The organism is Levilactobacillus angrenensis, assembly GCF_003946085.1.
Taxonomy (GTDB): domain Bacteria; phylum Bacillota; class Bacilli; order Lactobacillales; family Lactobacillaceae; genus Levilactobacillus; species Levilactobacillus angrenensis.
Map to the genome: position 1 here is coordinate 143,075 of NZ_RHOB01000001.1, position 16,162 is coordinate 159,236.

A 16,162-nucleotide genomic window follows, 5' to 3' on the forward strand; every position below is an offset into this window, starting at 1 on the left:
AACCATGACTGAAGTAATTGCATACCCCGGCCAGGACTACGACGTAATCGTCGTTGGTGCCGGCCACGCGGGAAGTGAGGCTGCCTTGGCTGCCGCACGAATGGGTAACAAGACGTTGTTGATGACGATCAACCTGGATATGGTGGCGTTTATGCCATGTAACCCATCCGTGGGGGGCCCGGCTAAGGGAATCGTCGTCCGCGAAATCGATGCTTTGGGTGGCGAAATGGGCCGCAACATTGATAAGACCTACGTCCAAATGCGGATGCTCAACACCGGGAAAGGCCCGGCCGTCCGTGCATTGCGGGCGCAAGCTGACAAGCACGCCTACCACGCAGAAATGAAGCACACCATCGAACGCGAACCTAACTTGACCTTGCGTCAGGGGATCGTGGATGATTTGATCGTCGAAGATGGCGTCTGCAAAGGGGTCATCACCAATACCGGCGCTCACTACAGTGCCAAGTCCGTCGTTATTGCGGCCGGCACGGCGGCGCGAGGCAAGATCATCATCGGGGAACTGATGTATTCTTCTGGTCCCAACAACTCCCAGCCAGCCACTAAGCTGACGGCTAATTTGCCTAAGTACGGCTTTGACCTGGAACGGTTCAAGACCGGGACGCCACCACGGGTCGATGGCAACACGATCCACTACGATGAGACCGAAGAACAGCCAGGGGATGAGGCACCCAACCACTTTAGCTTCACCACCCCCGACAGCGCCTATTTGGACTTGAAAAACCAGTTGTCTTGCTGGCTGACTTACACCAACCAAAAGACTCATGAAATCATCAAGGCCAATTTGGACCGCGCCCCGATGTTTACCGGCGTGATCGAAGGGGTCGGCCCGCGCTACTGCCCATCCATTGAAGACAAGATCGTGCGTTTCGCCGACAAGCCTCGCCACCAACTCTTCTTAGAGCCAGAAGGCCGTAAGACGGACGAATGGTACGTGCAAGGGTTGTCGACCTCCATGCCAGAAGAAGTGCAACAAAAGATTTTACACTCCATCAAGGGCCTGGAAGACGCGCAAATGATGCGGCCGGGCTATGCCATCGAATATGACGTGGTCTCCCCTTACCAATTGCGGCCAACGTTAGAGACCAAGCCACTGAAGAATCTCTTTACGGCGGGCCAAACGAACGGGACGTCAGGGTACGAAGAAGCTGCTGGTCAAGGCCTCTTAGCCGGGATCAACGCCGGTTTACGGGCTCAAGGTAAGCCTGGCTTCACGCTAAAGCGCTCTGATGCGTATATCGGCGTCATGGTCGATGACCTGGTGACCAAGGGGACGAACGAACCTTACCGGCTGTTGACCAGTCGGGCCGAATACCGGTTGATCTTGCGTCACGACAACGCTGACTTGCGGTTGACGGCCAAGGGTCATGAACTGGGCCTGATCAGCGACGAACGCTACGCTGAATTCTTAGCCAAGAAGGCGGCCCTCAAGGACGAAATCGACCGGCTCAACAGCATTCGAATCAAGCCAAGTGCCGAGATCAATGCGTTTATCGAAAGCCATGGGGACAAGCCGTTGCAAGATGGCGTTGTCGCCGCAGTCTTCTTACGGCGGCCATACGTGGACTACCAGACCTTGCTGCAGTTCATCCCCGCCCCAGCCCAACCACTGGACCGACACATCGTCGAGGAGATTGAAATTTCCTTGAAGTATGCTGGCTACATCAAGAAGGCTGAGGACAACGTCGCTAAGTTGAAGCGGATGGAGGCCAAAGCCATCCCCGCCAAGATCGACTACGATGCGATCGACGGATTGGCCACGGAAGCCCATCAAAAATTAAAGAAGATCCAACCAGAAACACTGGCACAGGCCAGTCGAATTAGTGGTGTCAATCCCGCCGATATCGCGATTTTGAGCGTGTACATCGAGCAGGGAAAGATTGCCAAGGTCGATTAACCAACCCAAAAGGGATGCGCCCGGGACAACGAAGTCCCAGGCACATCCCTTTTTTGTTACTAATAATTACTAATAACTATTATTAAGAATAAAAATTAATTATACAAAACCTTTACCTATTCGTTGCAGAAATGACATGTAGGTTCGGTAGACTTAAGAGAAGTTACGCGCTGCTGACGAAATCGGCTGGCTGGGAAATTTCGCGTCACTCCCGGTTCTCTGAGAACTGCTGAGGGGATGATTATTTCCGGGGACGCCAGGTGTTCCTGTGAAGAGGTGGACCGATGCAAACAAGTTTATTGATACTGGGAATTAGTTTGGCCATTATCAGTCACTGGCACTACCAGCGGCTCTTACAGCAGTTGCGCCAGCGCGGCGGTCACCTGACCGGGCAACGGGCCCGCAACCGCACGATTTATCATGGCCTATTTTTTCTAGGTCTAGGCTACGTGGCAGTGGGGGTGTGGCAACCGGCCTGGCTCAACGCCCGCGTGGTTAGCCTGTTACTGCTCGTCGATGTGATGGCGCTGGTGATGGGCTGGCTGCAACGCCGTCAGCGTCAGTACCCCAGTGCCAGTCGGATTTTGTGGCAGCGCCAAGCACAGTATTTAGTCAGTAGTCAATTATTGTTAGGTCTGGTCCTGGTGGGGACCTTGCTCCGGTTAGCCGGCTGGTCTGACGGGACCGTTTAGTTTACCCGGGGAAAACGGGGATTTTTAAAGGGGGAGTTCATTTGAAACACTATACGCCGCTAGCCGCGCAACAGGATCTGGAATTGATTCTAGCCGCCGTTCACCGGCTACAAGAAACCGTAGTGATCACACCGACCGACGGCGACGACGCTAAAGCCGCGGTCATTTTGCCGAAAAGCGAGTGGGAAGCCTTGTCACAACTGGCCTTTTTGGAGCAGCCATTGCCGCCGCATCTGGCCCCGACACCGCGGCGCTTCGAACGGACGACGATGGACCGCATGGAGTGGGGCTAAGCCAACAGCAACTGGGCGAGGTCAGTGAAGTCATGGGCCTCGTAAGTCGGCACGACTGCGCTGGTGTTGGTCAATTGGTGCGGATTGTACCAAACGTTATCCAGCCCCGCATTGCGCGCGCCCAAGATGTCTGAGCGCAGGCTGTCGCCAATCATCAAGGCGTTGGCGCGGGTGAGTTCGGGATAGGCGGCAAAGATGGGCGCGAAGAACCGCTGATCGGGTTTGTCATAGCCCAGGTCTTCGGAAATGAAAACCTGGTCGAAGTAAGGCGTGATCCCCGCCCCAGCCAGCCGACTTTCTTGCACCGACTTGGTCCCGTTGGTGGCCACGATGATGGTGATCCCAGCCTGTTTCAGGTGAGTCAGCAGGTCACTGGCCCCAGGTAACGTGTAGTAATTGTGGGCGAGCATGGCCTTGTATTCGCGCTCCAGTGCGATGCTGTCGACGCTGAGCCCCACGGTCGCAAACGTCCGGGCAAACCGCGTGTCCAGCAGGGGACCCCGGTCAGCGCCCTGTTCGATCTGATGCCAAATATCATGGTTGATGGTCAGATAGGTCTGCATTAATGAAGCGATATTCGTGACGCCATTTTCCTGGAAGATTTGCGTGATGCCTTCGGTTTCGCCCCGGCTAAAGTCCAGGAGGGTGTCGTCTAAGTCAAAGATTGCGTATTTTTTCATGCGGGTCACCTTTCAGAAATGTTTTACTGAGTTTAGCATACAGTTGGTGTGACAAGCAAAACGAAAATCCCCAACGCAACTGGCCACCTAAGGGTGCCGGATTGCGTTGGGGATTTTTACTTGCGGGTGATTAGGCGTGGCCACCAATGATGAAGGCCTTAGCGACCGAGGCCACGAGATAAGTGACCTGAATAGCCAGGTCGATACGGTTGAGCGGGTTCGTGTCCGCGCTGCTTTCGAAGACGTTGAAATGGATCATCGCTGTAATCAGCGAGCTAAAACATAGAAAGGCAACGACCACGGGATCGGGTACCAGCAGCATCGCTAGTAACATGACCAGCGTTAGAATCGTGACGCCAATCTTGAGCGGGGTCGTAGGGTAACGTTCTTGAGTCATCCGGTTCACCTCATTTCATCTGACAATCGTCTGAGAAGAATTATAAATTAATTATATTTTATCAGATATTCTCATAAAATGAAATGAAAAACGACCAGAATTGTTAGTTTAACTTGCTTTGTGGTCTAATATTGTGCTCATTAACCAGCCACAAAGACAGCCGATTAGCGCGGGAACGACCCAACTGAAGCCCTGGGCCGCCAGCGGAAGGTGGGCATTGACGGCTAAAATCGCTTTGACCCAACTGGCGTGCTGCCAAGCGCTGGGCAACGCGGCAACAGCGGAAAAAATGGCCGGAATCAGCGTGAATAGCATCCCCAGGCCAAACAACCAACGGCTGGTCCCCAACAGCGGGGAGAGGACCGCTAAGGCAATCAAAACGATAGCTAGCGGGTACAGGAACATCAAGACCGGCGTTGAGTAGCTGATCAGCTTGGTCAGTCCAACGTTGGCAAATAAACAAGGCAAGAGACTCGCCAGCGCAATCAGCCAAGCGTAAGAAATCCGAGGGAACATGCCGTGCAGCGTGTCACCAAAGGCCGAGATCAGGCCAATCGCCGTTTTCAAGCAGGCCACGATTACCAGTAAGGCCAACAGGAGATTACCAAAGGTCCCGAAGTAGTGGTTGGCAATCTGAGCCAGGGTGATCCCGCCATTTTCGGCCAGACTGAATTTGCCCAGACTCATGGTCCCCATCAGGGCCAGTAACGTGTAGATCACGCCCATCAAGGCCACACAGATGATGCCGGCCTTGATCACGTCCTTGGCAATTTGACCAGGCTCGGTCACGCCTAACGCCCGAATGCTATCAATGACCACGATACCAAAGGCCAGTGAGGCCAAGGCATCCAAGGTGTTGTAGCCTTCGGTGAATCCGGTTGCTACCGGACTGGCCACGTAAGCGCCGCGGGCGGCAGCTCCGAAGCCACCCATCGGCTTGAGAAAGGCCGCGAGCATCAATAGTCCCAGTAAAATCAGGAACAACGGCGTTAGCCATTTCCCAATGTAGGTCATTAGCTTGCCAGGATTGCGGGCCAGCCACCAGGCCAATGCGAAAAACGCGATGGAAAAACCGGCCAGGACCCAGCCTTGTTGAGCGGTGGGCACGAACGGCGCCAGGCCAATCTGAAAGGACGTCGTGGCCAATCGCGGCAGGGCAAAGAACGGGCCCACGGTGAGGTACAGTAGAATCGTGAAGGTGTAGGCAAAGGGCCGGTTGACCTTCGTCGCCAGGTCAAAAACGCCTTCACTGCGCGTCATGCCGATGCCAGCGACCCCCAGTAAGGGTAACCCGATTCCCGTCAGTAAGAGACCTACCACAGCGGCCCCCACGTGGCTACCGGCTTGTTGGCCGAGATAGACCGGGAAGATCAGGTTGCCGGCGCCGAAGAACAGGCCGAAGAGCATCATGCCAATGAAGAGCATCTGACGCCAAGTTAATTTAGTTTTCAAAGTCATCGCAACTTTCTATTTAAGTTTTCTGGTGACTAGCATACCAAAAAACGCCGCACGATGATACGGCGGCGTGGTGTGATTATTTATCAGCAACAGTGAAGCGCGTCTGGTGGTGTTGCGGGCGTTCGAGCTCGTCTACCAGCGCCACGGCCATGGTGCCGGCACTGGTGCCAGACTGCTTGGCAGCGTTGACCAGCAAGTCGTTGGTCCCTAGCAAGGCCGGGACCGCTTCGCCGGGGTGAAAATCAGCGGCTGGGGAGACGCCAAACCAGTTGACGTTATCGACGTCACGCAAGAAATTCAGTTCCTTGAGCTGGTTTTGCGGCACTTGAATGAAGTCAGCGGCGTGCGGGTCCTTTTCCAGGTCGCGGACGAACAGGTGATGATCTGCCCCGGTAAACAAACTACCAGCCCCTAAAATAAAGGCCAGGCGGGGCGTCGTCGTTTCCCGTAATTGGGCGACCAGGTGCGCGGCTAAATCGACGTGCAGGTAGGCTTGCGCCGGGGCGGTCGCAAAGGCATCGACCACGGCATCCGTGGCGGCTAAGTCTGCTTGGGTCAGTTGAAAGGCGTCAGTCACTTGAGTGGTGAGGTGGGCGTTGGTGCCCAGCGCGGCTAATTTTTCCGCGGAGCGCGCCACGGCGACGACCTGATGCCCACGTCGCAAAGCCTCGGCGACAACTGCTGAACCGGCCATCCCAGTGGCCCCGATTACCATAATTTTCATAAACGGAATTCCTCCTTTAAGAGCTGGGTTCAGTATAGGCTAGATGGTGGTGGCCGCCAACTATTTTGGCTTGACCGCGGCCTGTGGTAGAGTAGGAAGCAAACAAGGGGGTCGAGCACAATGAAGGATGTTGTTCAAGGTGAGTTGATTCATTTGACGGAAATGCGGGACGGGGATGCCGAGTGGCTTCAGGATACGCAGTGGGAAGCGGGCTTGTTGCGCAACTTAGCGGCCGACGCCTTTCACCCGTGGACGGCCGCAGATTACAGTGAACTGGCGGCGGACCCCGATAACAATGAGCGCTTTTTCTTCATGATTCGGGCCAACGCCGATGACGGACTATTGGGCTGGGTCGTGCTCGATGACGTGTATTTTAAAAATCGCCGGGCCACGTTAGGCATCGCCTTACCCGTTGTCAGTGACCGGGGCCAAGGCTTTGGTGAGGATGCGTTGAACACGATTTTGTCGTTTGCCTTTAATGAATTGGGCCTGCACAAGGTCACCCTAGAGGTCAATGCCAACAATTTGTCCGCCATCCACGCCTACGAGGCGGTCGGCTTTGTGCGCGAAGGTGTTAACCGCGAGGGCGTGTTCCAAGATGGGCGCTGGCTAGACCTTTACAGTTATGGCATCTTGGACCGCGAGTGGCAGAGTGCGCAGGTGCTGGACTAAATACAGGCGGGCAACGTGGTTGAGGCGGCTCATCTTGTCGCGCATTAGATACGGTGGACGCTGACCAATGCTTGATTTTGGGTAATTAAAAACCAGGAAGCTGGCTGTTACTTGCGGCCGATTTCCTGGTTTTAGGTTTAAGTTGAAAGATGAAAATCAGCTAGAAACATCGGCATCACGCGAAAAATTAGTCGATTACCACTTCGTAGTGTGTACTGGTCGCCTACCGTCCGCCAACTATGGGTTGGAACGCGGTGGGCGGACCGGACCGAGCCTGAGGGACGGTCTCGGCCTCGCTTTGAGCCGAAAAACACGTCTCAAAGACGCCAGTTATCTAAGCGGCATGAACCCGCGCCGCTAAGATAACTCCCACGGCTGAATCCATATTTGGTGGACTCTCGGCTACAAGGGAGTGTACCGGTAACAATCGGTTTAGCCCCCAGGTGGCAGCCAATCTAGCACAGATTCTTAACACGGCGTTGCCGATAATGACCAATCCGCCGGAGGCAGCCAGCTGTGGCGACGGTGTTGGCTGAGGTTTTTTCTCAGCCTACAGCGTGGGGCGACTTTGGAGACTGGCGGGTTGTGCCAGGCTTCAAAGCGAACCGGAAGACCGTTCCTCAGGCTGGAGGTGTCCCCCAGAGCAGGTGGAATCTCTGGTTGACGCAGGCTCCTGGCCTCACTAATTTTAGTGGACAGAACCCTGTCGTTTCGGGGATTTCCGTATTAATGCTACTTTCAACCTTCAGTGTTTAAGTTAAAATCGTGATGTTTCACATGAAACAATTACATCGGCCACGGTGAGGAGACCGTAACGTGGGCATTTAACCCGCGTTGTTCCACCCGGCGTTCCTTGCGTTGGGCCGTTCGTTTGGCATAGCCGGCACAGATGTAGCGCTGCTCGGCGGTGACGGGCACCATATCTGGCAATGGGTCGCTGGCCGTGGGGTCTTCGATCACGTAGGTAATGAAGCAGGTGTAGCCGACAAAGCGCTCGCCAGTCGTGAGGTTCTCGCCAATGATTTTGACGAAGACCTCCAGTGACCGCGTCCCCGTACCGGTCACGTAGGCTTCTAAGAACATGGAGTCGTCCAAGTGAAACGGCCGCAGAAAGCTGACGTGGTCGAAGGAAGCCGTCACCACGGTCTTGTGGGTCAAACGAACGGCCGCCACGGAGGCACTGTCGTCGACCAGCGAGAGAATCTTACCACCAAAGACCGAGTCGTGTTCGTTTAAGTCTGGCTGAAACACCCGGTGGCTGGTCACGATAAGCGTGGCATTGCAGGAAACGGGCGCTAGTTGATTTGTCAAAAAGGTCACCTCATTCATTTTTTTCTGATCCCATTCTAACAGAGTCCCTGAAAAACGGCGACATAAATAGTAAGTTACGGGTTTATTAATTTTTCGCAATATCTGAGTAAAATGCTGCGGTCAACGCGACGAGCTTTGCTATACTGTGGGTAAATTAGCAAGGAGGGGTGTTAGCATGATCTATCATGGCGAACCGTTGGACTTGATGCCAACGCTAGATTTGGCGGAAACGTATCCGTTACTCGAGTGTACACTGAGTTTGACGCACCCCATTGACGTGGCTCGGTTGAAGACCGCGATTGCCACGACACAAACGGTGGTCCCACAGGTGTTGGGCCGCTACAATTTACGTTGGAATCGATTTGAAGTCGAGGCCAACGCTTTGGACCAGGTCATCGAAGAGTTTACAGCCGCCCACGACCCCGGTCGCGCGGCGTTAGACGTCTTGGCCGGGCCCCAACTCAAGATTCAAGTTCTCCACCATCCCGACTACGACGCCTTGCGCTTGTCGATGAGTCGGCTATTGACGGATGGTGAGGGGTTCAAACACTACCTGTACCTGCTCGCCGCGGCCTATGATGGCCAGGACTTGGCGAACTTTACCAATGAGCGGAGCGTGCGCAAAATTTTAGCCCACCTCCGCCATCCCCATCGGGCGTTGCCCACGTTGAATGGCAATTCCGATGAGACCTTCCCGCGTTTACAAGGGGATGTTCACCACCACCGCGGCGAGGCCACGATTCCGCGGGTCGTCAGTCGCCGCTTACGCCAGCGGACCCAAGCGGAAAACGTGACCATGAACGCCGTGCTGTTGTCGGCCTACGCGTTGGCGCTGTTTGCCTTGACCGGTGAAAGTCGATTAATCATCCCGTATCAAGTGGATCTGCGGTTGCACGGGCCGGTCGTAGCCACCAACGTGGTCCAGGTCGCCAATCTGACTAGCGAGATGCCGATTCCCATCACTGTCCAGGCCGGTGACCAACTGGCCGACGTGGTCCAGCGGACGCAAGCGACCATTAGTCAGTTGCGCGATGAACTGGCCTATTTGCCACCACTAGTCGAGCTCAACCGAATGAGTCGCGCGTTGCCACCGCAGTTGGTACGGCGCTTAGCGGGTAAACACCGGCCACAAGCCGCGATTTCCTTTGCTAACTTCGGTCACATCGACCACACCCGCCTGCAGTTTGCGGGGGCGGCAGTCAGCCAGATCTACTTTGCCGGCGCCTACCGGACGATGCCGCATTTCCAACTGACCGTTAGCGTGTACCACGACGCGTGGACGCTGGCCTTTCGCATGTTGGGGTCAGAACCGGACTACCAGCTGGGCATTAAGATTTTGAAAAACGTCGTCGCCCAGCTGACGCAGTGGGGCCGCGGCCGTTAACGCTACGGCTTAGTGTTGGGTGATGCTGGTAACGCGTCACCTAACACCACGCAATGTTGTAAAGACAGACAAACAAAACGCCCGGACACCTGAGTGCCGGACGTTTTTAAGTTTAAGCTGATAAGGTTACCGCGCCGTGGGGGGAGTGCTAAGAAGGAGGCGGTATCCTTAACGTTGTCTGTACGTGTAGTGTAGCATGTTTTTCACAAACTAGCGGGGGAGACGATTTAAAAGTCGCCCAGTCAGGTCAAAGTGGCTAAAAACCCCGGTAGTTAGCTGAAGTGACTTAACCAACGTTACGTTGTCAATCGCTTATTGCTGGACAGTGTGTGCTTGGAAGCGGACCAACCCCAACGCCCCGACGTTGCAGACCAATAACATGGTCGCCATGGCTGCGTATGAGCTGCCGGAGAGCCCGACCAGAGGAGATGCCAGGCCGCCACAGGCATTTTGTGCGAGACCAATCACCGCGGAGGCCCCACCGGCATGGCTAGTGGCTTGATCCATGATGATGGTGACCGTCAATGTGAGCAGCGCCCCAATCAAGACGACCAGCGCCAAGACCAACACACTGACGACCCAGACGTTGGCTGGGAAGAGGAGGGTCACTAGCAAGACGGCACTCACTACGGCCGCGAGGGTCAAGAGGCTGGTAACCTGTTGGCGGTTGGAGAACCGTTTGGCCAACTGGCCGGGCAAATTACTACCGACCACGATACCCAGGCCGTTAAAGGCGTAGAGCAGGCTAAACGTTTGCGGTGCCAGGCCAAAGCCCGTTTGAAAGACGAAGGTCGACGCTGAAATGTAGCTGAATAAACCACCGTAAACCAGGCCAGTGGCTAAGATCAGGGGCCAAAAGGCAGGTTGAACGACCAACTGGCCCATGGCAGCCAGTGAGGTAGCAAAGCCACCAGTCTGGCGTTTCTCGACGGGTAAGGATTCGTGGAGACCAAACGCCACGGCAAGGGCAATGGTCCAGCCAATGATGGCCAGCAAAATGAAGATGGCTTGCCAGTCGACGTAGTGGATCATGAAGCCCCCAATGATTGGGGCGATGATGGGAAAGACCCCGTTGACCGTGTTCAAAAGCGCATAGAAGCGCGTTAATTTTTTCCCGGAGAAGAGGTCGCGCGCCACTGCCCGGGCCAAGACTTGGCCGGTCGCCCCCGCCAATCCCTGAATGAAGCGCAGGATGATCAGTAGCGTGATCGAATGAATGAAGGCCATGGCTAACGACACCAGGCCAAAGATCACAAAGCCAATGATGAGGGGGCGATGACGGCCGTATTGGTCGGAGAGGGGCCCGGCAATCAGTTGGCCCAACGCCAGCCCAATCAAGCAGGCGGTGATGCTCAGCTGCATCAGCGAGGCGTTGGTGGCAAATTGGACTTTCATTTGCGGTAACGCTGGGAGGTACAGGTCAATGGCCAAGGGGCCGGTCGCGCTCACGGTCCCCAGCAGCAGCGTCAGCCAGATTTGCCGGCGCCGAGATAATGTCGAATTCAAAAGCAGTCAGCCTTTCTTGAATAAAGTTAAATGATGACGGTGAGTCAGTGAGAAACTAGGCAGACTGGCTCTCATTGTTTTCTTATTATTGCTGGAATCGGGAGAATTTGCAAGCACCGTTGGCGGCTGTAATGAAAACGTAAGGTTAAGGTGACTGCCGCTAATCACTGCCAGGCCGGGAAAAATTGCGCACCAAGATTTCTTCAGGATTAATTTTAGCGAAAACGTGGGCGTTTCAGTCAGTAAATGGTAAGATTATACTCGACCCCTTAGATGGCGAAAAGTTTTCCTGGCCGCGGCAGGGGTGTATGATAGCAGTATATGAATATTTGAATATTAAGGAGCGGCAGCATGAAAGCAATCAAGGAAGTTATGAGTTGGATCATTCCGGTGATCATCGGGTTAGCCATCGCCTTTGCGATTAAGTCATTCGTCTTCACCCGGGTGCGGGTCGACGGGCCATCCATGGAACCGAATTTACAAAACAACGAAAAGGTTTTTGCCTGGAAACAAGCGAAGGTCAAACATTTAAGCGTCATCGTGTTCGATGCCCACGGTGAAGATCCTTCCGCCAAAGCCAACACCAATTACGTGAAGCGGGTCATCGGGATGCCTGGCGACACCGTGTCTAGCAAGAATGGTTACATCTACGTGAACCACAAGAAGATCAAGCAAAACTTCATTTCTGAAAGTGAACGGACTTCGGGGACGGGGAACTGGACGTTAGCCAGCCTGCAAAAGACGCAGAAGTGGAACGATGGCAAGGCAATCACCACGGTCGTCCCTAAGGGCAAGTACTTCGTGTTGGGGGACCACCGGAGCGTGTCTAACGACAGTCGTTACTGGGGCTTCGTTGATAAGGACAAGGTCTTAGGCGTCGTCAAGGTGCCATTCTGGGCTTCCAACAAGACGCGGCGGGCAAACGTTAATTCGTTGGCCTACTAAAGCTTCAGTTAGTGAAAGATGATAGATTAAGGGTGCGCAGGCAATTTTGGCTTGAGCACCCTTTTTGCTGGGTCACGCTGGCTTGACAATAAAATCAATATAGTATATGCTTGCGCACGTAATTTTAGGAGAGAAGGGTGTCTATGGTCACCAGTAGTAATGATCCCGACATTTTAAAATGGCTGTCGATCGCCAATCGCTATACCCGGATTGCATTGGACCGACGCTTACAACCGTATCGGCTCAACGCCAGCATGTACTACTACATCTTGCGGATTCATGAGCAGCCGCGTTTGACGCAAGACCGCTTGATTGCCTTGACGTATCTGAATCCCAGTAACGTGACACGGGCGGTCAATCAGCTGGTGAACCTGGGGTACGTCCGCAAACGCCAGTCCAAAGCGGATAAGCGGGTTTACGAACTGTCGCTGACGAAACGCGGCGAGGCCCTGTACCCGGAAATCGTGAAGCTGCGCCAAGCGGTTGCTGACCAGTTGTTAAGTGACGTGCCGGCCGCGGACCACGATGCGCTAGTCGCCCAGATTCGCCAGGTGGCCTTACGCGCCGTGGCTAACGAGACACCGGGGACGACCGCACCGAAAAATCAGTAACTAGGCGTGAGTCATCACCGGTTGGCAACCTGGGTTAAACGGGCCAATTAGCAGTAGGATAAATCACTAGAGTTTGGGACATCACCGCCCAAACTTTTTTTGTGCACCCACTGAAAGTTGCAACCGAAAATCAGCTAGAACCATTGGCACCACGCGATTTATGGCGTAAAGCCCAATCGTTTTTCGCATTGGCCACCTGTCGTCCGCTCAATCCGTGTGAAAATTAACCCGGGTTATAAAAGGGCGTTGGCTGTGCTGCTACTAGCGACTTGCCTGAATCTTGGCTGGCGGCGCGCAGTAACTGGCAGTGAAAGATGACCGACAATGAAATCGCCAACAAATAAGCGTTGACTTTCCCGGTTAGGCGCCTTATGATAAAGGCATAAATGAGTGAGTATCCACTCATTATTGCAAAGGAGGGTTTCTCATGCGCACCAATACCATTGAAGTCACGGATGTGGCCAAGTCCTTTGGCGATAATCCGGTGTTGAAGCAAATCAGTCTGCGGTTACCCGTGGGCCAAATTATGGGGCTGATCGGCCCGTCTGGGGCGGGGAAGACCACGCTGGTAAAGGCTATTTTGGGGATGGAGAAGGTCGATGCCGGTACAACGACAGTCCTGGGCACGACCATGCCCAATCGCCAGATTATGCAGCGCATTGGCTACATGGCCCAGAGTGATGCCCTTTACGAAGACCTGACGGCGCGTGAAAATATTCGGTTCTTTGCGGAGTTGATGAGCGTGCCCAAGGCCAAATTGACGGCGGCCATCGACCACGCGGCCACGGTCGTGAATTTGACCGAGGCCCTGGATCGTCGAGTGTCGGCGTATTCTGGCGGGATGAAACGACGCTTGTCGCTAGCCATCGCGTTGGTTCAAGACCCCGACCTCTTGATTTTAGACGAGCCAACGGTGGGGATCGATCCTGAGTTGCGCCAACAGATCTGGGCGGAACTCAATCAGTTACGGGATGCCGGGAAATCGATCCTGGTGACGACCCACGTCATGGACGAGGCCGAGCGGTGCGATTACCTGATGCTGATTCGCGAGGGCATTGCGCTGGCCCAGGGAACTCCGGGAGCCTTGGAACAGGAATATGCGGTACCAACGATCGAACAAGTCTTTTTGAAAGCGGGGCGACTACAAGATGAGAGTCATCGCGATATTTAAACGGGTCATTCGCCAGATGCTACGGGACAAACGAACGTTAGCATTGATGTTCATTGCACCATTATTTATTTTATCTTTGATGTATTTCTTATTTAATACCAATTCGGCCAGCGTGGCCCAAATTGGTGTCAGCAATGTCGATGCCAGCCTGGTCAAGGCCGTGAAAAACAAGCACGTCAAGCTGCACTACTACGCCAAAACGACGACGGCTAAGACAGCGGTACGGGAGGATAATTTGGCGGCCTTCATCCAGCAGAAGTCAGGTAAGCTGACGGTGACCTACCAAAACAGCCAGCCCAGCGATTCGGCACTGGTCCGCCAGGCCTTGCAGGGTGGGTTGACTAAGCTGCGAGTTCAGGCGTTGGTGGCCGCGACCAACGCCCAGAAACAGGCGTTGACGGCGCAAGCAAAGGCCTTAAAGACAGTCATGGCCCAGCAAAAGCAGGTCATGGCGGCTCAGGGCCAACGCGGCGCCACGAACGCCACGACCAGTCCAACGGCCAAACTCAAGGCCCCGAAGACCTACACGGTGACCAGCCATTATCTCTACGGCAGTTCGGATTCAACTTTCTTTGATACGTTCCTGCCAATTTTGCTCGGGTTCTTCGTCTTCTTCTTTGTCTTTCTGATTTCTGGCATTTCATTGCTCAACGAACGGACCACGGGCACTCTGACGAGATTGCTGGCGACGCCGATTCGTCGCGGCGAGATCATCAGCGGCTACCTGCTGGGCTACGGCCTGTTTGCCCTGGTCCAAACGCTGATCACGGTTACGTTTGCGCTGACGGTCTTCAAGATTCACATGCTGGGTAGCGTCTGGCTGATTTTACTGATTAACTTCTTACTGGCCTTGGTGGCGCTGTCGATGGGGATCTTCGTGTCGACCTTTGCCAATTCGGAATTTCAAATGATGCAGTTCATTCCCATCCTCATCGTGCCGCAGGTCTTCTTCTCGGGCCTGATTCCGGTCGACCAGATGGCCACGTGGCTGCAGTGGATCGCCCACATTTTCCCGTTGTACTATGGCGGCAACGCGCTGATGGACGTGGCGACGCGAGGGGTGACCCTCAGTGGCGTCGCCGGGGAACTGGGCATCTTGCTAGGTTTCACGGTCTTATTTACGATTTTAAATGTTGTCGGAATGAAACGTTATCGGAGGGTATAACATGGCTACAGAAATGTCGATTCAGGCTGCTTTTCAAGAAGTGATGGCGGCCAGCGGGGAGATTCCCCCGAAACAGCAACAGGTGTTGGCGGCCAGTTTGGCGTTGTTTGCCGAACAGGGCTTCGCCAATACCACGACTAAGCAGATTGCGGCGCGGGCCGGTGTCGCGGAAGGCACGGTCTACCGCCGCTACAAGACCAAAGACGAGCTACTGGCGGCGGTGCTCGCCCCATTTACCACGGAGGTGTTGCCGAAGTTGGTCAAGGAATTTGCGGCCAAGGTCGTACGGAAAAAGTACGCGACGCGCCACGCGTTGATCACGGCGGTCATCACGGACCGGTTGGCTTTCTTGCAGGAAAACGGCCAGGTCATGCGGGTGTTGTTTACCGAATTGCTGGTGCGCACGGACCTGCGTGAACAGTTCTTAGCCCGCGCAGTGCCCATGATTCAAGCCAATCTCTACCCAATTTTAGACCGACTCAAGGCCAATGATGAGCTCCCTGATTGGCCCAACGACCGCATTGCTCAGTTCATGATTGGGACCATGCTCAGCCAGTTCACCCGCAGTAGTCTCACGGCCGAACCGATCACCACGGTGGGCCCATTAATGATCCAGTTCTTAGAACAGGGCTTGGCCCCCACGCCAACAGCGTAAATCACTTTCAGCCAATTTAGCAGAGCAGCGTATGCTATACTTAAGTCATCTGGGAAATTAGGAGTGGTTGCTGTGAACGAAGGAATGAAACGGTGGTTAATGTTAGGGCTCGTTGCCTTGACGGTGTTGGTGGGGCTAAACTTTGGTGGCCAGACGGCCAATGCTAAGATGAAGACCTACCGCGCGGTACCAACGGCCTTGCGCGGGAATTGGTACACGAAGCACTGGGGAAAACCCGTCTATTTGAAGCTGACTAAGTATACGGAAAAAGAGAGTGGCAGTACGCTGTCAATGAAGACGAAGAATCGAGATCGTCAGTTCTGTGTTAAGGGCAAAACGAAGGCGGGCTACTACATGTTGGGGCTAGCATCCGGTGATATGCCACAACGATTCAAGCCAGTTAAGCACCATGGGAAAAAGGCCTTGAAGTCCTATGCGTTTAACCCAATTAAAAATAAGATCATCCATTTCTACTACTACAAAAAGTAGGTGGCTGGAAATGCCAAGTGACCTGCTTAACGACCCCTGCTGCGTGCGGGAGTCGTTTTTTTCTGGCTACAGTTTGGTAAGCTAAAACAAGCAT

At 54.3% G+C, this 16,162-nt stretch carries 17 protein-coding genes; 11 read left to right on the top strand and 6 right to left on the bottom strand.

What is annotated here, in order from left to right; genetic code table 11:
• Positions 1–4 precede the first annotated feature (4 nt).
• From mnmG to EKM83_RS00625, 3 genes are all read left to right on the top strand, one after another.
• Entirely contained in the window at positions 5–1,915 is a 1,911-nt protein-coding gene (mnmG, locus tag EKM83_RS00615; RefSeq protein WP_125574712.1) for a tRNA uridine-5-carboxymethylaminomethyl(34) synthesis enzyme MnmG, read from the top strand.
• Between the two features lie 284 nt (positions 1,916–2,199).
• Complete coding sequence (locus EKM83_RS00620) at positions 2,200–2,607, top strand: hypothetical protein (protein WP_125574713.1); 408 nt, start codon at positions 2,200–2,202, stop codon at positions 2,605–2,607.
• 41 nt (positions 2,608–2,648) lie between these two features.
• Positions 2,649–2,900, top strand: coding sequence for a type II toxin-antitoxin system Phd/YefM family antitoxin (locus EKM83_RS00625; RefSeq protein WP_191987386.1), 252 nt, complete (start codon positions 2,649–2,651; stop codon positions 2,898–2,900).
• On the opposite strand, the gene EKM83_RS00630 is transcribed toward EKM83_RS00625, so the two are convergent.
• The 4 genes from EKM83_RS00630 to EKM83_RS00645 all read right to left on the bottom strand — a co-directional run bounded on the left by EKM83_RS00630 (position 2,897) and on the right by EKM83_RS00645 (position 6,159).
• Entirely contained in the window at positions 2,897–3,580 is a 684-nt protein-coding gene (locus EKM83_RS00630) for a YjjG family noncanonical pyrimidine nucleotidase (protein ID WP_125574714.1), read from the bottom strand. The two genes, EKM83_RS00625 and EKM83_RS00630, sit on opposite strands and share 4 nt — an antisense overlap.
• A gap of 130 nt (positions 3,581–3,710) precedes the next feature.
• Positions 3,711–3,977 carry a hypothetical protein gene (locus tag EKM83_RS00635; RefSeq protein ID WP_125574715.1) on the bottom strand — a complete coding sequence of 89 codons (267 nt, stop codon included), beginning with the start codon at positions 3,975–3,977 and terminating at the stop codon, positions 3,711–3,713.
• A gap of 108 nt (positions 3,978–4,085) precedes the next feature.
• Positions 4,086–5,435, bottom strand: coding sequence for a branched-chain amino acid transport system II carrier protein (gene brnQ / locus EKM83_RS00640; RefSeq protein ID WP_125574716.1), 1,350 nt, complete (start codon positions 5,433–5,435; stop codon positions 4,086–4,088).
• 76 nt (positions 5,436–5,511) lie between these two features.
• A complete protein-coding gene (locus EKM83_RS00645; protein WP_125574717.1) occupies positions 5,512–6,159 on the bottom strand; it encodes an NAD(P)-dependent oxidoreductase in 648 nt (215 codons plus the stop codon).
• A gap of 120 nt (positions 6,160–6,279) precedes the next feature.
• On the opposite strand from EKM83_RS00645, the gene EKM83_RS00650 reads away from it, so the two are divergent.
• A complete protein-coding gene (locus tag EKM83_RS00650) occupies positions 6,280–6,831 on the top strand; it encodes a GNAT family N-acetyltransferase (protein WP_125574718.1) in 552 nt (183 codons plus the stop codon).
• 786 nt (positions 6,832–7,617) lie between these two features.
• On the opposite strand, the gene EKM83_RS00655 is transcribed toward EKM83_RS00650, so the two are convergent.
• Positions 7,618–8,160 (bottom strand): acyl-CoA thioesterase, encoded by a 543-nt coding sequence (locus tag EKM83_RS00655; protein WP_125574719.1) that lies wholly within the window; start codon positions 8,158–8,160, stop codon positions 7,618–7,620.
• Between the two features lie 157 nt (positions 8,161–8,317).
• Here EKM83_RS00655 and EKM83_RS00660 point away from each other — a divergent pair, with 157 nt between their 5' ends.
• Positions 8,318–9,526, top strand: a complete 1,209-nt coding sequence (locus EKM83_RS00660) for a condensation domain-containing protein (protein WP_125574720.1) — start codon at positions 8,318–8,320, stop codon at positions 9,524–9,526.
• 312 nt (positions 9,527–9,838) lie between these two features.
• On the opposite strand, the gene EKM83_RS00665 is transcribed toward EKM83_RS00660, so the two are convergent.
• Complete coding sequence (locus EKM83_RS00665; protein ID WP_125574721.1) at positions 9,839–11,032, bottom strand: multidrug effflux MFS transporter; 1,194 nt, start codon at positions 11,030–11,032, stop codon at positions 9,839–9,841.
• 351 nt (positions 11,033–11,383) lie between these two features.
• Here EKM83_RS00665 and lepB point away from each other — a divergent pair, with 351 nt between their 5' ends.
• The 6 genes from lepB to EKM83_RS00695 all read left to right on the top strand — a co-directional run bounded on the left by lepB (position 11,384) and on the right by EKM83_RS00695 (position 16,068).
• Complete coding sequence (gene lepB, locus EKM83_RS00670) at positions 11,384–11,977, top strand: signal peptidase I (protein WP_125574722.1); 594 nt, start codon at positions 11,384–11,386, stop codon at positions 11,975–11,977.
• Positions 11,978–12,120: 143 nt separating this feature from the next.
• The gene (locus EKM83_RS00675; RefSeq protein ID WP_125574723.1) at positions 12,121–12,588 is read left to right on the top strand and encodes a MarR family winged helix-turn-helix transcriptional regulator; all 468 of its coding nucleotides are present in this window, start codon (positions 12,121–12,123) and stop codon (positions 12,586–12,588) included.
• Between the two features lie 427 nt (positions 12,589–13,015).
• On the top strand, positions 13,016–13,759 hold the full coding sequence (locus EKM83_RS00680; protein ID WP_125574724.1) for an ABC transporter ATP-binding protein: 744 nt from the start codon (positions 13,016–13,018) through the stop codon (positions 13,757–13,759).
• Positions 13,737–14,924, top strand: a complete 1,188-nt coding sequence (locus tag EKM83_RS00685) for an ABC transporter permease (protein ID WP_125574725.1) — start codon at positions 13,737–13,739, stop codon at positions 14,922–14,924. The genes EKM83_RS00680 and EKM83_RS00685 overlap by 23 nt, the downstream gene beginning before the upstream one ends.
• Before the next feature lies 1 nt (position 14,925).
• The gene (locus EKM83_RS00690) at positions 14,926–15,579 is read left to right on the top strand and encodes a TetR/AcrR family transcriptional regulator (protein ID WP_125574726.1); all 654 of its coding nucleotides are present in this window, start codon (positions 14,926–14,928) and stop codon (positions 15,577–15,579) included.
• A gap of 72 nt (positions 15,580–15,651) precedes the next feature.
• Positions 15,652–16,068 (top strand): hypothetical protein, encoded by a 417-nt coding sequence (locus EKM83_RS00695; RefSeq protein WP_125574727.1) that lies wholly within the window; start codon positions 15,652–15,654, stop codon positions 16,066–16,068.
• The last annotated feature ends 94 nt before the right edge of the window (positions 16,069–16,162 follow it).

What these genes read in the sequence shown, in the direction of transcription:
- mnmG (WP_125574712.1), top strand. Translation starts at nt 5, where the DNA reads ATGACTGAAGTAATTGCATACCCCGGCCAGGACTACGACGTAATCGTC.
- EKM83_RS00620 (WP_125574713.1), top strand. Translation starts at nt 2,200, where the DNA reads ATGCAAACAAGTTTATTGATACTGGGAATTAGTTTGGCCATTATCAGT.
- EKM83_RS00630 (WP_125574714.1), bottom strand. Translation starts at nt 3,580, where the DNA reads ATGAAAAAATACGCAATCTTTGACTTAGACGACACCCTCCTGGACTTT.
- EKM83_RS00635 (WP_125574715.1), bottom strand. Translation starts at nt 3,977, where the DNA reads ATGACTCAAGAACGTTACCCTACGACCCCGCTCAAGATTGGCGTCACG.
- brnQ (WP_125574716.1), bottom strand. Translation starts at nt 5,435, where the DNA reads ATGACTTTGAAAACTAAATTAACTTGGCGTCAGATGCTCTTCATTGGC.
- EKM83_RS00645 (WP_125574717.1), bottom strand. Translation starts at nt 6,159, where the DNA reads ATGAAAATTATGGTAATCGGGGCCACTGGGATGGCCGGTTCAGCAGTT.
- EKM83_RS00650 (WP_125574718.1), top strand. Translation starts at nt 6,280, where the DNA reads ATGAAGGATGTTGTTCAAGGTGAGTTGATTCATTTGACGGAAATGCGG.
- EKM83_RS00655 (WP_125574719.1), bottom strand. Translation starts at nt 8,160, where the DNA reads ATGAATGAGGTGACCTTTTTGACAAATCAACTAGCGCCCGTTTCCTGC.
- EKM83_RS00660 (WP_125574720.1), top strand. Translation starts at nt 8,318, where the DNA reads ATGATCTATCATGGCGAACCGTTGGACTTGATGCCAACGCTAGATTTG.
- lepB (WP_125574722.1), top strand. Translation starts at nt 11,384, where the DNA reads ATGAAAGCAATCAAGGAAGTTATGAGTTGGATCATTCCGGTGATCATC.
- EKM83_RS00675 (WP_125574723.1), top strand. Translation starts at nt 12,121, where the DNA reads ATGGTCACCAGTAGTAATGATCCCGACATTTTAAAATGGCTGTCGATC.
- EKM83_RS00680 (WP_125574724.1), top strand. Translation starts at nt 13,016, where the DNA reads ATGCGCACCAATACCATTGAAGTCACGGATGTGGCCAAGTCCTTTGGC.
- EKM83_RS00685 (WP_125574725.1), top strand. Translation starts at nt 13,737, where the DNA reads ATGAGAGTCATCGCGATATTTAAACGGGTCATTCGCCAGATGCTACGG.
- EKM83_RS00690 (WP_125574726.1), top strand. Translation starts at nt 14,926, where the DNA reads ATGGCTACAGAAATGTCGATTCAGGCTGCTTTTCAAGAAGTGATGGCG.